A 17,144-nucleotide genomic window follows, 5' to 3' on the forward strand; every position below is an offset into this window, starting at 1 on the left:
AACCTGCGAGTACCCTAATAATGATAACCTCTGAAACCAAGCTGGAACCGATTGAAACCGCATCGCTGGATGAGCTTCATGCCCTGCAGACGCAGCGCCTGAAATGGACGCTGAATCACGCCTACAGTAACGTCCCGATGTATAAGCGCAAATTTGACGCCGTGGGCGTGCACCCTGACGATTTTAAAGAGCTGAAAGATATTCGCCTGTTCCCGTGCACCACCAAGCAGGATCTGCGCGATAACTATCCTTTTGACACGTTCGCCGTGCCGATGGAGCAGGTCGTTCGCATTCATGCCTCCTCCGGCACCACGGGCAAACCTACCGTTGTGGGCTACACCCAAAACGACATTGATACCTGGGCTAACCTTGTGGCGCGTTCGCTGCGTGCCGCAGGCGGAACGCCAAAAGATAAAATTCACGTCTCCTACGGCTACGGGTTGTTTACCGGCGGGCTGGGGGCGCACTACGGCGCAGAGCGCCTCGGGGCGACAGTGATCCCGATGTCCGGCGGCCAGACGGAAAAACAGGCGCAGCTGATCCGTGATTTTAAACCAGACATGATCATGGTCACGCCGTCCTGGTGCCTGAACCTGATTGAAGAGCTGGAACGGCAGATGGGCGGCGACGCCAGCGGCTGCTCGCTCCGCGTCGGGGTCTTTGGTGCGGAGCCGTGGACCAAAGCGATGCGGGCGGAAATTGAACGTCGCTTGGGCATTACCGCGCTGGATATCTACGGCCTGTCGGAAGTGATGGGGCCGGGCGTGGCAATGGAATGCCTGGAATCCCGGGACGGCCCGACGATTTGGGAAGACCATTTCTACCCGGAAATCGTTGACCCGCAGAGCGGTGTCCCGCTGGACGACGGCGAGCACGGCGAACTGCTGTTCACCACGCTGACCAAAGAGGCGCTGCCGGTGATCCGCTACCGTACCCGCGATTTAACGCGGCTGCTGCCGGGCAGCGCTCGTACCATGCGCCGAATGGATCAGATAACCGGCCGTTCAGACGATATGCTGATTATCCGGGGCGTGAATGTGTTCCCGTCCCAGTTGGAAGAGGAGATCCTGAAATTCCAGCACCTTGCACCGCATTATCAGCTGGAGGTGCATCGTCGCGGGCACCTGGATACCCTGGCGATCAAGGTGGAATTGAAGGAAAGCAGCCTGTATCTCAGCCACGAACAGCGCTGCGCAGTTTGCCATGAGCTGCGCCACCGCATTAAGTCGATGGTGGGGATTTCAACGGATATCACCATTGTGAACTGCGGCAGCCTGCCGCGTTCAGAAGGAAAAGCTATCCGGGTGTGCGATCTTCGTCAGGCGGCGAATCATTAATCATCCGTGACGGTTTCACTTAAGCGTGCCGGTGGATCATAATTCCACGGCACGTTTGCCTGCCTGCAATCAGTTAAACGGCTCGCCCAGGGTCAGCATCAGACGGTTGGCCCATGCGAAAAAGGCCGTGGACTGCACCAAATCCAACAACTCAAGCTCGCTTAATCCCAGTTCCCTCAGGGCATGTATCTGTTGCGCATTGGCGCTTGCCGGAGTGGCGGATAATGCCGCCGAAAAGTTAATTTCCGCCTGCCAGCGAGGGGATTGCCCGTCGCTCAGCGTCCCGCCAGGTTCGATGGTCAGTAGACGTTCAATCGCTTCGTTATGTTTTGACAGCTGGCTGGCCTTGCGGGCGTGCACGGAGGCGCAGTAAATGCAGCCGTTGATCTTGCTGGCAACCGTGGCGGCAAGTTCGCGCTCGGCGCGGGGCAAACCGCCCGGCGTATAGAAAATGCCTTTATCGGTGAGCGTGCGCTGTTCCAGTACCGGCAGATTGCGGCCCAGCAGGCGGAAATAATCCGAGTCCTGGTGCCCAAAACGTTTCAGGGTTTCCTGCTCTTCCGGGGCGAATTCCGCGTAAGGCAGGGCGGCTATCCAGGGTTCCCAGTTAAGCTCGGCCTGGGTAAACGTCACCGGAGCGGATTTGCCGCTGGCGGTTAACGGCTGGCGGTGCCACTCGCCGGCGGCAGGAATGCGAACCTGTTCGCCGTTTGCCTGTTGGCCGCCAATCAGGCGCAGGCCGCGCAGCAGTCGGCTCTGGAAGGCCACAAAGCCAATAATTTGTGACAGTGTCACCACTTCTTCTTCGCTAAAGCCCGCCTGAATCAGCGTCTGGACGTCCTGCGGGCCTGCCTGCACCGGCTGGAAACTCAGTCTTTCGGCATGATCGAGCCAGGCGCTAAAGCGTTCGCTGGCGGGTTGGCCAGCCAGACGCTGGGCGTAATGGTCCGTGAGCCGGGCATCGTCGTGCCAGTCCGCCACTCGCCTCGCGAGATGCAGCCTTTCTGGCAGGCTCAGGCCACTTGAACTGGCCTCACCGAAAAGCGCCTCATAGCTGCCCTGCGCGTGGGCTGTGGCAGCGTCGCGGATTTCCCGCGCTTCCGCAAGCGCGGTGCCGGGAATAACGCCCGCCAGATGATTGAGCAAATCCGAATGACTCATAATGACTCCTTAGACAATGACGAGGTAGAGGTTGGGCGGGCGCTGCTGCGAACCCAGCCGAGCGCCGGGGCAACCTGCTGCGCCAGCAGTTCAATAGACCGCAAAATGTAGGCATGCGGCGGATCGATGGAGTGCACCTGGAACGAAAGGTCGGTCACGCGCTGGAGCGTGCTGTCGCGTGTCAGCGAGGCAATGACCTGCTGCGGCGTCCCCAGATGAACGTCAAACGAGGCAATATGGCTATCCAGCGTCTCGCCCAATACCGGATGCCCCTGCGCCCGGTGCTGCTCTGCCTGCTGGCGCAGCCCTTTGGCAGCTAGCTGCTTTGCCAGCTCGCCGTCGTCGGTGACAAACCCGGTTCTGGAGCCAAGGATGCGAGGCTCAACGCCCTCGGGCAAGGCGTCCAGATAGGCATCGATGATCGGGTTTTGTATCTCATCCAGCGGGGTATTCAGCGCGTCAGCCGGGCGAGGCTGAGTGCGGGAAAGCATCAGCCCGTCGCCCGCTTTTCCTGCCCGCGCGCCGCCGTCAACGGAAAAAGTCGCCTGCCAGATGCGGTTTTTTAGCTGCGGGGAGGCCGGGTAAAGATGGTTATCCGTGCCCACCAGCGGCTCGTCGTTCAGGGCTGAGCGCAGCAATGAGAGGTTGTCGGCGTAAATTTTGCCCCTTTCCGCGCTTTGTAACCCAAATGCCGGAAAGGAGCCCGGTGTGCCGCCGGAGCCGACGCCAAGTTCAAAGCGCCCGCCGCTCAGCAGATCCAGGACAACCGCGTCTTCGGCCACGCGCAGCGCGGATTCCATCGGCAGGGTAATAATCCCTGTGCCAAGGCGGATGCGCCGGGTATGGGCCGCCACGTGGCTGAGAAACACCAGCGGGGCGGGAAGGCCGCCTTCGGCTTCGTGGAAGTGGTGCTGCGCCACCCAGGCGGCATCAAAACCGTGCCATTCGGCGTGAATAATTTGTTCCGTTGCCAGCCGGTAGCGTTCGGCTGCCGGGGCATGGTCAAGCAGGCGGGTAAAAAAGCCCAGTCGTTTAATGGTCATGCAACGTCCTTATGGCCAAAGCCAATATCGGGAATAGCGTTTAGCAACTGCCAGGTGTAATCGCTGGCCGGGGCGTTAAATACGTCGGCAATCGGGCCGTTATCCACCAGTTCTCCGGCGCGCAGCACCGAAACGCTGTGGGCCAGCTGGCGCACGGTGGCGAGGTCGTGGGAGATAAACAGGTAAGTCAGGCCGAGCTGCTGCTGCAGGTCGTCGAGCAGGCGCAGAATTTGTGCCTGTACCGTGACATCCAGCGCAGAGGTGGCCTCATCCAGCACCAGAATTTGTGGCTCAAGAATCAGCGCGCGGGCTATAGCCACGCGCTGCCGCTGCCCGCCGGAAAGCTCACGAGGTTTGCGGGTCAACGCCTCCAGCGGGAGCGCCACGCGTTCGGTAATCGCCTCTACTTTGGCGCGCCGCTCGGCCTTCGACAGCTTGCCGAAGTTAAGCAGCGGCTCCTCGATGATACGAAAGAGCGTCTGGCTCGGGTCGAGTGAGGCAAAGGGGTTCTGGTACACCAGCTGAATTTTCTGCCGGAGCTGACGGCGCGCTTCCGGGCTGAGATCGGTGGTGTCGATGCCGTCGATCAGCACTTGCCCGCTGTCCGGCTTCTGGAAGCCAAGCAGAATGCGCGCCAGCGTGGATTTACCTGAGCCTGACTCGCCAACCAGCGCGTGGGTGGTGCCTTTGGCTACGGTAAATGACACGTTGTCCAGAGCCCGGAGCGTCTGGTCACTGCCTTTCCCCAGGGAGAAGTGCTGGCTTAGGTTACGGATTTCGATGGCCGCCGTTTGCGGGGCGCGTAAAGGCCAGGCTCGCAGCGTGCGCGACAGCCCTGGCGCATCGGCAAACAGCTGGCGCGTATAGGGGTTTTTAGGCTGTCGAACGACGTCATTCGTGGGGCCCGCCTCCTGGATTCGCCCGTCGCGGAGCACCAGAATACGGTCGGAACGCTGGGCGGCCAGCGCCAGGTCGTGGGTGACGAATAGCACCGCCGTACCGGACTCGCGCCGCAGAGTATCCAACAAATCAAGAATGCGTTTCTGCACCGTAACGTCCAGCGCGCTGGTCGGCTCATCAGCGATAATCAGCGCGGGTTTCAGGGCGATAGCCATGGCGATCAGCACCCGCTGCTTCATCCCGCCGGAAAGCTGGTGCGGATATTGCCCCGCGCGCTGCGCCGGGTGACTCAAGCCCACTTTTTCTAGCAGGGCCACAACCTGGCTTTCCCGCTCGGCTTTTGGCAACCGCGCGTGAAGTTTCAGTACCTCTGCCACCTGTTCGCCGATGGTTTTTACCGGATTCAGGGAACTGCCCGGATCCTGCGGGATCAGGCTGATGCTGGCTCCGCGCAGGGCATCGAGCTGGCGTTCAGACCAGCGGCTGATGGCTTCCCCGTTGAGCTGAATTTCACCGGATTCAATTACGCCGTTGTCGCCCAGCAGCCCAATAATCGACTGGGCGAGGGTGGTTTTCCCTGAGCCGGATTCGCCCACAATCGCCAGCACCTCGCCAGCGTTCAGGCTAAAGGAGGCGTTATGCACCACGCGTTTGTTACCGCCGCGCTGGCGCCAGGCGATGCTGAGGTCGGTGATTTTTAGCAGCGGTGTATTCATGACGATCTCCGGGCAAAAGGGTGGCTAAGACGATTGACGGCAAGCACGACGGCCACGACAACCACGCCGGGGAAGGTGGAAAGCCACCAGGCCGTTGCCAGATAGTTCCTACCTTCGGCAATCAACAGGCCCCATTCCGGCGTCGGCGGTGGCGTGCCATAACCCAGAAAACTCAGCGTAGACAGCGCCAGAATAGCGGAGCCGAACTGCAGCGCGGCAAAGGCGAACACGGAGGTCAAAGCATTCGGCAAAATATGGCGCCACAGCACCTGCAGGAAGGTGCCACCGCTGCCGACCGCAGCCTCGACGTAATCGCTGTGGCGAATACGAATCACTTCCGCGCGGGCCAGGCGGGTAAAGTTCGCAATAGACGTCACGCCCACCGCGATGGCGGCGTTTACGGTGCCGAATCCAAGCAGAATAATCACACTGAGCGACAACAGCAGACCGGGGATCGCCAGCAGGACATCCACGCCTCGCATGAGCGCGTGTTCCGTTTTGCCGCCGGTTGCCCCGGCCAGGACGCCAAGTGCAGTACCGACCACCAGCCCGAGCGCTACCGCGACCAGCGCGCCGGAGAGCGAATGCGATGCGCCCCAGACGATTCGCGCGTAGAGATCGCGGCCAAGCTGATCGGTGCCCAGCCAGTGTCCGGCCTGAGGTGCAAGACGCTGCGCGCCCGGGACGCCTTCGGTTGGGCTCCACTGAGTGAATAGCGCCGGGAACAGCGCCCAAAGTGTGACAATAATCAGCGTTAACCAGGCTAGCCAAAGACCGGGCTGAATGTTAGCGCGCAGGCCCGAAAAGCGGCTTACCGCACGGCGCGACAGCGGAGTATTAATATCAACGGTCGTCATGCGGTGACTCCCCGAATAGATTTAAGGCGCGGATCGAGCAGGGGATAAAGCACATCCACCAGCAGATTAATGACCACGAAGCTCAGGGCGGAGATCATCACCACCGCCTGCAGCACGGCGACATCCTGATTATTCACCGCCCGCTGCGTCAGCTGGCCCAGGCCGTTAAGGCCAAAGACGGTTTCGGTGATCAGCGCCCCGGCAATCAGCTCGCCCAGCAGCAAACCGGCCACGGTCAGCACCGGCAACAGGGCGTTGCGGGCCACGTGCCGCCACAGTACCCCGGCGCGGCTGCCGCCTTTTGCCCTGGCAACGGCGACGTACGGCTGGGTCAGCACCTGGTCGATATTTCGCATCAGCAGCTGGGCCAGCGGGGCGCTAATGGGCACCGCAAGCGTGGCGACTGGCAAAATCAGCCCCTGCCAGAAACCGGGATTGATCACCGGAATCAGCCGCCACTGGAAGGAAAACAGCTGAATGAGCGCAATGCCGAGCCAAAATGTCGGGACGGCAATGAACAGCGCCGGAAGGTTGGCAAAGAGCGTTCTCAGCCAGCGAAGTGGGGCCAGCGTAGAGGCCGCTGAAATGCCCACGGCAAGAATAATTGCGGCGGCAAAACCCAGCCCGGCCAGCCGCAGCGTCGAAGGAAGGTTGGCGGCAATCAGCTGGCTGACGGACACTCCAGCCTCGATGGAGTAGCCAAACTCACCGCGCAGCATATGGCCGAGCGTCGTCAAATATTGCTGCCAGAGCGGGGTGCTTTCGCCATAGATCACCCGCATCTCCTGAATTTGCTCGGCGCTCAGGCCGAGATCCGGGTTCTGGAATTTGATCAGGACGGCATCGCCCGGCAAGAGCTGCAGAAGAATGAACGACACGCTATAGGCCGCCCACAGTACCAGTAACGCCTGGGCTATGCGCCCGGCCAGATAACGTGTCATGGTTGCCCCTTAGTGCTTTTCAAGCCAGGCGGCGTAGAACGACGGGCGTCCGACCGCTTCAAACGCCACGCCTTTCAGCCACGGTGCACCGGCAAAGACCTGCGGCTCTTCAAAGATCGGGATGACGTAGGCCTGGTCGATAAGGTAGCGCTGGGCATCGCCCGCCAGCGCCAGGCGCTTCTGCGGATCCACTTCGGAAGAGATCCCCACCAGCAGGGCGTTCAGCTTGTCGTCGGTAAACTGGGAGGCGGCGCTGAGGCCGCCTTTTTGCAGCAGGGCATCGCGGTTGGCCGGATGGAACTGGCTTTTGATCACGTCCGGGTCAGCGCGACCTACTTCGATGACGTTAACCCCGGTTTTATGCGGATCGTTGGTATCCAGCACCCGGCTACCGGCATCACCGGCGCGCACGCTCAGGCCCACGCCGATTTGCTTCCACTGCTGGGCAACCAGCTGTAGCACTTCTTTGTTCTGCGGCTGCGGCAGGGATTCGTAAATGGTCAGCGCTAGCGGCTTGCCGTCTTTCTGGCGAACGCCGTTGCTGCCTTTTTTCCATCCGGCTTCATCAAGCAGTTTGTTTGCCAGCGCCGGGTCATATTTCAGCTTGTCGCGCAGGTCAACATAGCCCGCTGCGGTGCTGGCGATCACCGACGTAGCAACCGGATAGTTGGCGGAAAACAGGGTGTCGACAACCTGCTGAGCGTTGGTGCCGTGCAGCAGCGCCTGGCGAACTTTAACGTCAGCGACCAGCGGGTTATCCGGGCGCAGCGCTATGCCGTCGTTCACGCCTCGGGTCGGGGCGGCGTAAAGGGGGAACTTCTGATCTGTGGCCTGTTTTTCGTCATAGGCCTGCACCTGGCGAATAAAATCCGCCTGGCCCGCCAGCAGCGCGCCGATGCGCACGCTGTCCTCCGGCGTCACCAGAATCTTAATGCCGTCGAGGTTAGCTGGCCCTTGCTGCGGGCTGTTTTTCGGCCCCCACTGGTAGTCTTTCCGTGCGACCAGATCGACTTCCCGGCCCAGGGTTTCGTTTTGCACCACGAACGGGCCGGAACCGATGATATTGCGGGCATCGCCCAGTTCGTCAAAGGTGCGCGACAGCGTTTTCAGGGAAACCAGGCCGGAGCCGATGGTTGCCGTGCCCTGTAAAAAGCCCGGCGACGGTTTTTTGAAGAAAAATTTGACGGTCAGCGGGTCAACAACCTCGCTATGGTCGTAGTTGTTGATCACCTCAGATACCGGCAGGCGCAGGGCTTTGTTGCCGAGACCGTAGGTATCAAAGTTTTTGGCCACGGCATTGGCATCCAGAGGGCTGCCGTCGGAGAAAGTCACGCCAGGGCGCAGCTTGAAGGTGTATTCGGTTTTGTCGGCATTGCTGGTCCAGGATTCGGCGATCCACGGTTCCACTTCCAGCGTTTTGGGGTTTTGCCAGGTCAGTTTGTCGGTAATTTGGTTCAGGATGCCGCCGTTCGGGTAAAAGCCCCCGGCCGGAGGATAAAGGTTAGTGTGAGCCTGTTGTTCCAGGTAGACCAATTCCCCGCCTTTTACCGGGGCGGCGCTGGGGCTGAAAGCAGCAAAGGCTGCTGCTAATGCCAGACCGCGAGCGATCGTATTCTGGCGAGGCGATGATGGCATGGTGTTATCCTTTATTGTCTGATTGTTAGCGGCGCACGCAGCGCCTTGAAACCCATAACAACTCAGGCAATAAAGGATGAGAACGAAGAAAATTTACTAACGATTGTTGAAAATCGACTTAACGTAAATAGGTGGCTGGCCGTCTGTGGGTGACCGCATGATGGTGTTCGCGAAAATCATCAGCGGAATCTTCTGCCGCCTGGCGCAGTTCGTCGCTGTCTGCCTGGTGGCTAAGCTGAATGTCCATCTCTTTCACCACGAAGTATTCATGTCCGTGACGTTCAGCCATGGTCTGGCCGGAGAAGAGTGCGGTAACAATTAATAACAGGATAATGTTGAGCGGTTGTTTTATTGCCATCTTGCCACGCCTCGTGGTTTTTTTTCTTGAGCCATTGTTGTTTGCGCCCCTCACCCTAACCCTCTCCCCAAAGGGGAGAGGGAATAAAAACCATGCGCAGTTTGTTTTCTCTCTCTCCCTTTTGGGGATAAGGCCGGGATGAGAGGCAGCGTCAGCACGCAACCTGGCTACTCTAGCGATAATCCCCGCGCGAAACTATTCGGTGAATCAAAAGTGATTTAAAGGTTTGTCAGCAAGGTAAAAACGGGCAAGGAAGGCGTTTTGTTGCGCTGCGGTTAAGGCGGAATATGCGAAGGGCCGCGCAAAAGCGGCAGCCCATCAGTGAAGACCGGCGAGGCGCAGGAGCGCGGTAACCAGCGCCGCGGCGATAATGACAAAAATCAATGGCACTTTGCGCCAGGCAAGGAATACGGCCACGGCAACGCCTGCAAACCTGGCGTATCCGGCGAAGTGCGCACCTTCGAAAAAAGTGGTTGCCAGCGCCACCGAAAACAGCAGGGTCGTTGCCCCGTCGTTAAGCAGCTTTTGCGAGCGTTCGGAAAGCGCCAGCTTGCTGCCGAGCTTTGCGCCACTGAAGCGCATCAGCCATGTTCCTGCGGAAAGCACTGCCAGGCCGGCAAGCACGGTGAATGTATTGGTCATTATTTTTTCCTCGCCAGCAGGCCCAGCATTGAAAGCAGTACCGGCAGGCCAACGGGGGCGAAAGGCGTGGCGGCAAGTGAAATGGCGGCCCCGGTCGAGGCGCGAACCAGGGTGGTACGGCTTTTAAACGCCGGGATCACCAGCGCCAGCAGGATAGCCGGGAATACAGCATCCAGCCCGATAACCTCCGGCGAGGGAAGCAGGCTGCCTACGCCTGCGCCAAGCAGCGTTCCTGCGGGCCAGAAGATCGCGACGCCAGCCCCGCAGAGCCAGTAGGCGGCTTTGCGTTTTTCAGGCGTGGCCTGGGACAGCCCGAACACCACGCTTTCGTCGTTCATGATATGGCAGCCCAACAGGCTTAGCAGGCGTGTGCCCACCAGTTCCCGCACGGCGACGCCAAACGGAATATGTCTGGCGTTGACCAACAGACCGGCCATCGCGGCGGCAAAAGGATTCCCGCCGCTGGCAATAATACCGATAAACATAAATTCGGATGCCCCCGCCAGCACAACAAAAGAGGCCAGAACCGGCAGCCAGAGTGGGAACCCGTAGGCCATCGCCAGCGAGCCGTAGGAGACGCCCACGACGCCGACGGCCAGGCAGACCAGAAATATCGCTTTTTTGGTGTCTCCGGGCAGGGTACGGAGATGTTCTCGCATCATCTTATGTTTTCCATATCGAACGAAATCGCCATTATAATGACCGCAATCTGTTACCATATCAAGCGAACGAATCGTTCATTTTAACGAACAGTGGGGGAGTTTTATGACCCAGCCAATAGACACCATCGCAAAAAGTTTGGTGCGTGAACGTGGGCGGACGGGGCTGTCGCTGGCGGAAGTCGCCCGCAGGGCCGGGATTGCGAAATCCACGCTTTCACAGCTGGAAGCCGGGAACGGTAATCCTAGCCTGGAGACGCTCTGGGCGCTGTGCGTGGCGTTAAATATTCCGTTCGCCACGCTGCTGGAGCCGCAAAGCGCCCGGACGCAGATTATTCGCCGGGGTGAGGGCAGCCGCATTGCCGCCGAACAGGCTAATTATGTCGCTATTTTGCTGGCAACCTGTCCGCCAGGCGTGCGTCGGGATATCTATCTGGTCGAAGCGCAGCCCGGCACGCCAAGGCTTTCAGAGCCGCATCCACCGGGTTCGGTGGAGCATATGATTGTGACGCAGGGGCGGGCTCTGGTCGGCCTGACGGAGTCTGCCGCAGAGCTGGGCGTCGGGGACTATATTTGCTACCCGGCAGATCAGCCGCATATTTTCCGGGCGCTGGAGCCGGACACGATGGCCATTATGGTGGCCGAGCAAAATTAACAGACCCGGGCTGCCGTGATAAGACAGCCCGGACGGCGCTCGTTAATGTGCAACGGATTTAGAAAAGAGGTTAATAACCAGCACACCGAGTATAATCAGCGCCATCCCTGCCAGGGCAGGCCAGTCGAGTTTTTGCCCGAGGAAAAGCCAGCCAATCATACCAATGAGCACGATGCCGGCGCCGGACCAGATGGCATAAATGATCCCGGTTGGGATAGTGCGCATGGTAATAGATAGCGCGTAAAATGCGACAGCATAAAAAAGAATCGTGACGACGCTTGGCCACAGGCGGCTGAAACCATCGGAAAGTTTTAACGCGGTGGTAGCAATCACTTCGGCAACGATTGCGAGAATAAGCCAGCTGTAGGTCATGTCGGTGTATCCAGTGAGAGACGGCGGTTGCGGAGCGCTATTCTGACCTGGTGCCGTATTTTTCGAAAGACGGCCAGGTAAAAAGGCGAACGCATCCTGATGAATGTTTATGAACTGTTTAATTTGTTAATTAAAGAATCTTGAGCTGGTTATATGGTTAATGAGCAGTGCCTTTAATGTTGAGGAAAGAAAATAGCAAAATATTATCCTTTGTAGGATTTTTCTGATCAACTATGATACCGGTAACATTTGAGGGTGACCGTATGCCTGCGATGTCGTGTAGTGTCGTTAACGATAAATAACCTCGGGGTGAGGCATGGACTGGTTAGTAGACTATTTTTCTACTTATCTGTATGGGTTGAAGGTCATAGCGATCGGGTTGGCGATTCTGATGCTTATCAGCGGAATCGACGATCTGTTTATTGATATTGTGTTCTGGCTCCGCCGCTTTTGGCGCGCCTGTACCGTTTATCGTCGTCATAATCATTTAGGCTATAAGCAGCTGTATGAACCGCAGGAAAAGCCGCTTGCTATCATGGTGCCGGCCTGGAATGAAACCGGTGTTATTGGCAATATGGCGAGCCTTGCGGCAAGCACGCTTGACTACGAGAATTACCATATTTTTGTCGGTACCTACCCCAACGATCCTGACACGCAGCGCGACGTCGATGAGGTGTGTGCCCGTTTCCCTAACGTGCACAAAGTGGTTTGTGCCCGCCCAGGCCCAACCAGTAAAGCTGACTGTCTGAATAATATCCTTGATGCGATTTTACAGTTTGAGCGTAACGCCCGGTTCTCCTTTTCAGGGTTTATTCTGCACGATGCAGAGGATGTTATCTCTCCGATGGAGCTGCGGCTGTTCAACTACCTCGTTGACCGTAAAGATCTGATTCAGATCCCGGTTTACCCCTTCGAGCGCCGCTGGACCCATTTCACCAGCCTGAGCTATCTCGACGAGTTCTCCGAGCTCCACGGCAAGGATGTCCCGGTGCGTGAGGCGCTGGCAGGCCAGGTGCCAAGCGCTGGCGTCGGCACCTGCTTCAGCCGCCGCGCGGTGCTGGCGCTGCTTGCCGATGGTGACGGTATCGCCTTTGATGTGCAAAGTCTGACCGAAGACTATGACATCGGTTTCCGCCTGCGGCAAAAAGGGATGGAGGAGATATTCTGTCGCTTCCCGGTGGTGGATGACACCGATCGTTCCGCAAGGCCGTTCGGCCAGCGTAAACGCACCGCAAAAGTAATCTGCGTGCGCGAATATTTCCCGGATACGTATACGACTGCGGTGCGCCAAAAGTCCCGCTGGATTATTGGTATCGTTTTTCAGGGATTTAAGACGCATCGCTGGAGCAATAACTGGGTACTTAACTACTTCCTGTGGCGCGACCGGAAAGGCGCCGTGGCTAACTTCCTGAGTTTTGCCGCCATGCTGGTGATGCTGCAGCTGGTGGCGCTGTTAATTTATCAGCGCAGCGTAGAAGGCGCCTGGCAGTTCCTGTCGATCTTTGTCGGTGGCGCATGGCTCAGCACTCTGCTGTGGATAAACTTTTTCCTGATGGCCAACCGAATTTTACAGCGAATTATCTTCGTCACCGGTTACTACGGCTTAGGGCAGGGACTGATGTCCATTCCACGCCTTTTCTGGGGCAACTTAATCAACTTTATGGCCAACTGGCGTGCAATTCGTCAGGTGATCCAGCATGGTGATCCGAGGCGCGTTGCCTGGGATAAAACAACCCATGACTTCCCGACAGTCAATACCCGCAACCGTGCTCTTCGTCCGCTGGGTGAAATTCTGGTCAGCCAGGGCGTTATCAGCGAAGAGCAACTGATGGAAGCGCTGCAAAACAGAGTACCTGGCCTCAAACTTGGGGGGAGCCTCGTTAATCGCGGGGTGATTACGGCCCAACAGCTAGCGAATGCTCTGGCGGAACAGGCAAGCGTGCCGATGGAAATCATCGACAGCCGTCGTTTAGATGAGGCGCTGGTTAAATCGGTGCCGGCAAATGTGGCGCTGCACTACGCGGTGCTTCCGCTACGCGAGGAGCAGGGGACGCTGATTTTTGCCAGCGAAAGTGCCATTGATCCCGTCTCTCTTGCTGCGCTGGGGCGCAAAGTTCAGCGTCCAGTAAGTTACGTTATCGTGCCGCGAGGTGAAGTTGTGGTGGGGCTACGTCGCTGGTATCTCCAGTCTGAAAACGACCCGTCGGAACTGCTCTCCAGAGCGGTCAATGCGGAAATGTTAACTTCGGATCAGGCCGAGGCTATCTGGCAGGAATATGTCTCCGGGCAAATATTGTTTGCCGAAGTGCTGATTACGGAAAGTCACCTGGATGAGGCTGTACTGAAAGCGGTACTGCTGCGCTATGAGCGCAGTGAAATGCAGTTTGGTGATTTCCTGGTGCAGGAACAAGTTGTCGACCAACACGCGGTCGATCGTGCGCTGGAACAGCAAAAAATACTCCAGCCTTCTTTAAATGGGCTGATGCATAAAGCCGGGTTGAGCAGCCTGCAAATCTCCAGCCTTGCAGGAGAAATAGCATGAAGTTCAGCCTTAAACCGTTAGCTATTTTGACATGCGGCCTGATGATCGCCGGGTATTCCCTGGCGGCCACCGAAGGTTCGAAAGAGGATCTGGGGTTAAGCGATTACCGCTACTTCAAGGTGTATCCACACATTGAGCGCGCGCAAAAGGCGCTGAAAGCCAACGATGAGCAGCGTGCCATCAGCAGCTTTCAGCACGCCCGCGAGCTGGCCCCGGATAGCGTCCGACTGACGCTCTGGCTTGCCGAAGCGTATCGCCATTTTCACCATGACGATAAAGCGGCTGCGCTGCTGAATGAGCAACTACGCAAAACGCCCGACAACGCGCAGGTCCGTCGGGCGCGGGACGCTATTCCCCTTCCTGCTAAAAATGTGACAACGCGTGAGCAACTGCTGGCGTTTAACGACGAATGTAACGCTTCTCCTTCCGTGGTATGCCGCGCCGAAGTGGGTAACTTTGCCGTTAAGCTTGGGGCGTTGGATATCGCGCTGCAGCAGTTTAACGACGATGCGTTTCGCACCTCGCCTGCGGGGCACACGTTGATTAACAACCTGACTCAGCGCGCTATTTATCTGCAGGACTGGCAAACAGCCGATCGCGGCTTTGCCCTGCAGGACCGGCTGGCGACGCTGAGTGAAGAGCAGTATCAGCAGTGGTTTGCCATCCTGCTTCATCTTGGGCGCGATCGCCGTATTCTGGATCTCCAGCAGCAGGGCGTCATGAACACGCCGGGTATGCAGCTGGCCTACGCGCAGTCCCTGGCGGAGCGCAAGAAACATCCCGAACTGGAAAATTACCTGTCCAGCCACAAGCCTGCCTTTGATACGGACAGTGAGAAACATAACTGGCGCTATCTGATGGTGACGTGGGGCGGGCTGAAGCTACCAGAGGCAACGCTGCCGGTTGTGAAGCCAAAACCGCTTTCCGCCGCTGAAATTCGTATGGCGCAGGCGCGCGTGCTTAAAGACCAGTGCGATAAAGTTATCACCATCCTGGGCGACATGTCGCCGCAGTACGATGCGCAGAGCTGGTCGCACCTCGCGGAATGCTACCAGCAAACCTCGCCGGGAATGGCGCTGTATGCCGCCCAGCAGGCTCAATCCCGCGATGCTAATCCTTACTACGCGCGGCAGGTGGCTTATCTGGCGTTTGCCGTAGAAGACTACGCGCTGGCGCAAAGTAGCCTGCGGAGCGTGCCGGTTAAAACGCTTAGCGATGAAGACATCCGTGCCGCAGCTCGCAGCGCCTGGCTGGCGAAAGACAACGCCGCGCTTGACTACTGGCGACAGGTGGCCTGGCAGCGAGCCATGCCGGAGCTGAACTTTGAGACCCCGCCGGAGCAGGATCACGCCACGCGCGGTTTTGCGCTGTTTAAAGCGGGAGATATGCCCGGCGCGCGCAGCGAGCTGGAGCAAGCGTTGCAAACCATGCCTGACTCGCCGGAAATCCTGCGACAGATGGTTTATATCAACCAGCGGCTGGATGACAAGCCTCAAACCAAACGTTACAGCGAACGCGTTGTGGATGATATCGACAACACGCTGACCCCGTCCAAAGGCTTAACCGACGCGCAGCAAAAAGAGCGCTTCGCCTTCCGCCGCGTGCACGAAGATAGCCAGCGGCGCTGGACGTTCTCCTTTGACAGTTCGCTGGGCCTGACTTCCGCCTCTAAAAATGAAGCGGGCGCAGGCGGCGGCGTCTCACGAGATAAAAGCAACCGTAGTTATGGCCAGGCTGAAGCTGAATACCGCATTGGCCAGAATCAAATTCTGGATGGCGATCAGCTTTCGGTTTATACCCGACTGTTTGGCGGCAGCGCAGGGCACAGCAATATCGCGCCTGTCTATCAGCCGATGGTGGGAATGGGCGTTCGCTGGAAGCCATTGCGTGAGCAGGTTATTTATCTGGCGGTGGAGCAGCAGCTTCCTCTCGATAAGGCGGACGATGCCCGGACGGATATGATGCTGCGAGCCAGCGCTTCGTTCCTGAACGGCGGGGAGTACAGCGATGACTGGCACCCGCTGGGTAAAGGCTGGTTTGCGCAGAACCTCTATCTGGACGCGGCGCATTTCGTGAAATACGACTATCAGCTGTACACGGCCGATTACCGCCAAAGCTGGCACCACAAGGTTTCGGCGCGACACACGATCGAACCTTACTGGCATGTGCAGTACAACAACCAGACGCGGCATTCACGCAGTATGGATAACAGGCTCGGCGGCGTAGGCGTTCGCTATAACACCTGGTTTGGCGAAACACATTATGATGCTTATCCCCACAAGGCGAGCGTGGGGCTGGAATACCAGCGGGTATTCGACGGCCGTAACCGCGATATAGATTCCAAAAACAGTCTGTTCCTTACCATAGGAGTGCGTTGGTAATGAAATTTACTCCGGCATTAACGCTGGCGGCCGTGCTGTTTTGCCCGGCGACTGCCTTTGCCATTAACGCGGTAATGTATCAGCCCCAGCTGCGTGATATGTCGATGACCGACCAGCAATGGACCACGATGCTGGCGCAGCTGAAGCAACAGGGCATTGATACTCTGGTCTTTCAGTGGAGCCGCTATGGGGACGCCTTCGCCGGCGGGGAACCGCAAAACTGGCTGGAGGGCAAGGCTCGCCTGGTAAAAAACAGCGGGCTGAAGCTGGTGCTGGGCCTGGCCGCGGACGATAAATTCTTCGAACGGCAAAATCAGCCGCTCACTGCGCTGGAAAGTTACTTTAACCTGCTGCGCGCCCAGGACGTGGCGGTTGCCACGCGCTGGACGCAGGTGCTCGGGGCTGAAAACATTGCGGGCTGGTACATCAGCAGCGAGCTGGACGACCGCCGCTGGCGAAGCCCGGATATGCAGCAGGCCGCGCTGGCATGGCTGACAAAAACCCATGAGTCTCTCGCCTCGGTGGCCGATAAACCGGTTGCCGTCAGCAGCTTCTTTGCCGGCAATATGTCGCCGGATGGCTACCAAAAATGGGTGACCACCCTGAGCCACAGCGGGGTGAAAATCTGGGTGCAGGACGGGGCCGGGACGGGCGTGTTAACGCCCGCTGCGCGAGCGCTGTACCGGCAAACGCAAAGCAGCGGTGAGGTGATCGAACTCTTCCGTCAGGATAAAAATACTGCTCACTTTAGCGCCGAGCCTGTTTCTACTGCCGAGCAGAAGCGCTTAATGTCTGTCAAACCCGCAGTGGGGCAGGACAGAGTGTATTTTTCGCTGCGTTATTTAGATGTTGCCGCTGGAATATTACAATATCGTAATGTGCCGCAGGCCAGTGTGAAAACAGAAGTGAAATAAAAATGAATGACGGCCCTGTTTTAGGGCCGTC

The 17,144-nt window shown here is 58.1% G+C and carries 15 protein-coding genes; 5 read left to right on the plus strand and 10 right to left on the minus strand.

Features of this window, described 5'->3' with window-relative positions; all coding sequences use genetic code 11:
- The first annotated feature begins 20 nt into the window (after nt 1–20).
- Nucleotides 21–1,337, plus strand: a complete 1,317-nt coding sequence (gene paaK / locus A936_RS21220; RefSeq protein ID WP_008461419.1) for a phenylacetate--CoA ligase PaaK — start codon at nt 21–23, stop codon at nt 1,335–1,337.
- Between the two features lie 69 nt (nt 1,338–1,406).
- Here the strand turns inward: paaK and A936_RS21225 are convergent, their stop codons facing one another.
- From A936_RS21225 to A936_RS21265, 9 genes are all read right to left on the minus strand, one after another.
- The gene (locus A936_RS21225; protein WP_008461420.1) at nt 1,407–2,498 is read right to left on the minus strand and encodes an alkylhydroperoxidase domain protein; all 1,092 of its coding nucleotides are present in this window, start codon (nt 2,496–2,498) and stop codon (nt 1,407–1,409) included.
- Complete coding sequence (locus tag A936_RS21230) at nt 2,495–3,541, minus strand: putative FMN-dependent luciferase-like monooxygenase (RefSeq protein WP_008461421.1); 1,047 nt, start codon at nt 3,539–3,541, stop codon at nt 2,495–2,497. The genes A936_RS21225 and A936_RS21230 overlap by 4 nt, the downstream gene beginning before the upstream one ends.
- Nucleotides 3,538–5,157, minus strand: coding sequence for a dipeptide ABC transporter ATP-binding protein (locus A936_RS21235; RefSeq protein ID WP_008461423.1), 1,620 nt, complete (start codon nt 5,155–5,157; stop codon nt 3,538–3,540). The genes A936_RS21230 and A936_RS21235 overlap by 4 nt, the downstream gene beginning before the upstream one ends.
- A complete protein-coding gene (locus tag A936_RS21240; RefSeq protein ID WP_008461424.1) occupies nt 5,154–6,014 on the minus strand; it encodes an ABC transporter permease in 861 nt (286 codons plus the stop codon). Before A936_RS21240 ends, A936_RS21235 begins: the two co-directional genes overlap by 4 nt.
- Nucleotides 6,011–6,955: an ABC transporter permease gene (locus A936_RS21245; protein WP_008461425.1), complete on the minus strand. Its 945-nt coding sequence runs from the start codon at nt 6,953–6,955 to the stop codon at nt 6,011–6,013. Before A936_RS21245 ends, A936_RS21240 begins: the two co-directional genes overlap by 4 nt.
- Before the next feature lie 9 nt (nt 6,956–6,964).
- Nucleotides 6,965–8,590 carry a TIGR04028 family ABC transporter substrate-binding protein gene (locus tag A936_RS21250; RefSeq protein WP_008461426.1) on the minus strand — a complete coding sequence of 542 codons (1,626 nt, stop codon included), beginning with the start codon at nt 8,588–8,590 and terminating at the stop codon, nt 6,965–6,967.
- A 118-nt stretch (nt 8,591–8,708) separates the two neighbouring features.
- Nucleotides 8,709–8,948, minus strand: coding sequence for a DUF2554 family protein (locus A936_RS21255; RefSeq protein ID WP_008461428.1), 240 nt, complete (start codon nt 8,946–8,948; stop codon nt 8,709–8,711).
- Between the two features lie 318 nt (nt 8,949–9,266).
- Nucleotides 9,267–9,590 carry an AzlD domain-containing protein gene (locus tag A936_RS21260; protein ID WP_008461429.1) on the minus strand — a complete coding sequence of 108 codons (324 nt, stop codon included), beginning with the start codon at nt 9,588–9,590 and terminating at the stop codon, nt 9,267–9,269.
- On the minus strand, nt 9,590–10,249 hold the full coding sequence (locus tag A936_RS21265) for an AzlC family ABC transporter permease (protein ID WP_008461430.1): 660 nt from the start codon (nt 10,247–10,249) through the stop codon (nt 9,590–9,592). Before A936_RS21265 ends, A936_RS21260 begins: the two co-directional genes overlap by 1 nt.
- A 106-nt stretch (nt 10,250–10,355) precedes the next feature.
- Between A936_RS21265 and A936_RS21270 the strand changes: the two genes are divergently transcribed.
- On the plus strand, nt 10,356–10,904 hold the full coding sequence (locus A936_RS21270) for a helix-turn-helix domain-containing protein (RefSeq protein ID WP_008461431.1): 549 nt from the start codon (nt 10,356–10,358) through the stop codon (nt 10,902–10,904).
- Between the two features lie 42 nt (nt 10,905–10,946).
- On the opposite strand, the gene A936_RS21275 is transcribed toward A936_RS21270, so the two are convergent.
- Nucleotides 10,947–11,276: an SMR family transporter gene (locus tag A936_RS21275; RefSeq protein WP_008461433.1), complete on the minus strand. Its 330-nt coding sequence runs from the start codon at nt 11,274–11,276 to the stop codon at nt 10,947–10,949.
- A 316-nt stretch (nt 11,277–11,592) separates the two neighbouring features.
- On the opposite strand from A936_RS21275, the gene nfrB reads away from it, so the two are divergent.
- The 3 genes from nfrB to A936_RS21290 are packed head-to-tail and all read left to right on the plus strand — an operon-like array spanning nt 11,593 to nt 17,113.
- Nucleotides 11,593–13,818, plus strand: a complete 2,226-nt coding sequence (gene nfrB, locus A936_RS21280; protein ID WP_008461435.1) for a cyclic di-3',5'-guanylate-activated glycosyltransferase NfrB — start codon at nt 11,593–11,595, stop codon at nt 13,816–13,818.
- Nucleotides 13,815–16,199 carry an NfrA family protein gene (locus tag A936_RS21285; RefSeq protein WP_008461437.1) on the plus strand — a complete coding sequence of 795 codons (2,385 nt, stop codon included), beginning with the start codon at nt 13,815–13,817 and terminating at the stop codon, nt 16,197–16,199. The genes nfrB and A936_RS21285 overlap by 4 nt, the downstream gene beginning before the upstream one ends.
- A complete protein-coding gene (locus A936_RS21290) occupies nt 16,199–17,113 on the plus strand; it encodes a DUF4434 domain-containing protein (RefSeq protein WP_008461439.1) in 915 nt (304 codons plus the stop codon). Before A936_RS21285 ends, A936_RS21290 begins: the two co-directional genes overlap by 1 nt.
- The last annotated feature ends 31 nt before the right edge of the window (nt 17,114–17,144 follow it).

The sequence above is a fragment of the Enterobacter sp. Ag1 genome, from assembly GCA_000277545.1.
In the GTDB taxonomy this organism is placed as follows: domain Bacteria; phylum Pseudomonadota; class Gammaproteobacteria; order Enterobacterales; family Enterobacteriaceae; genus Cedecea.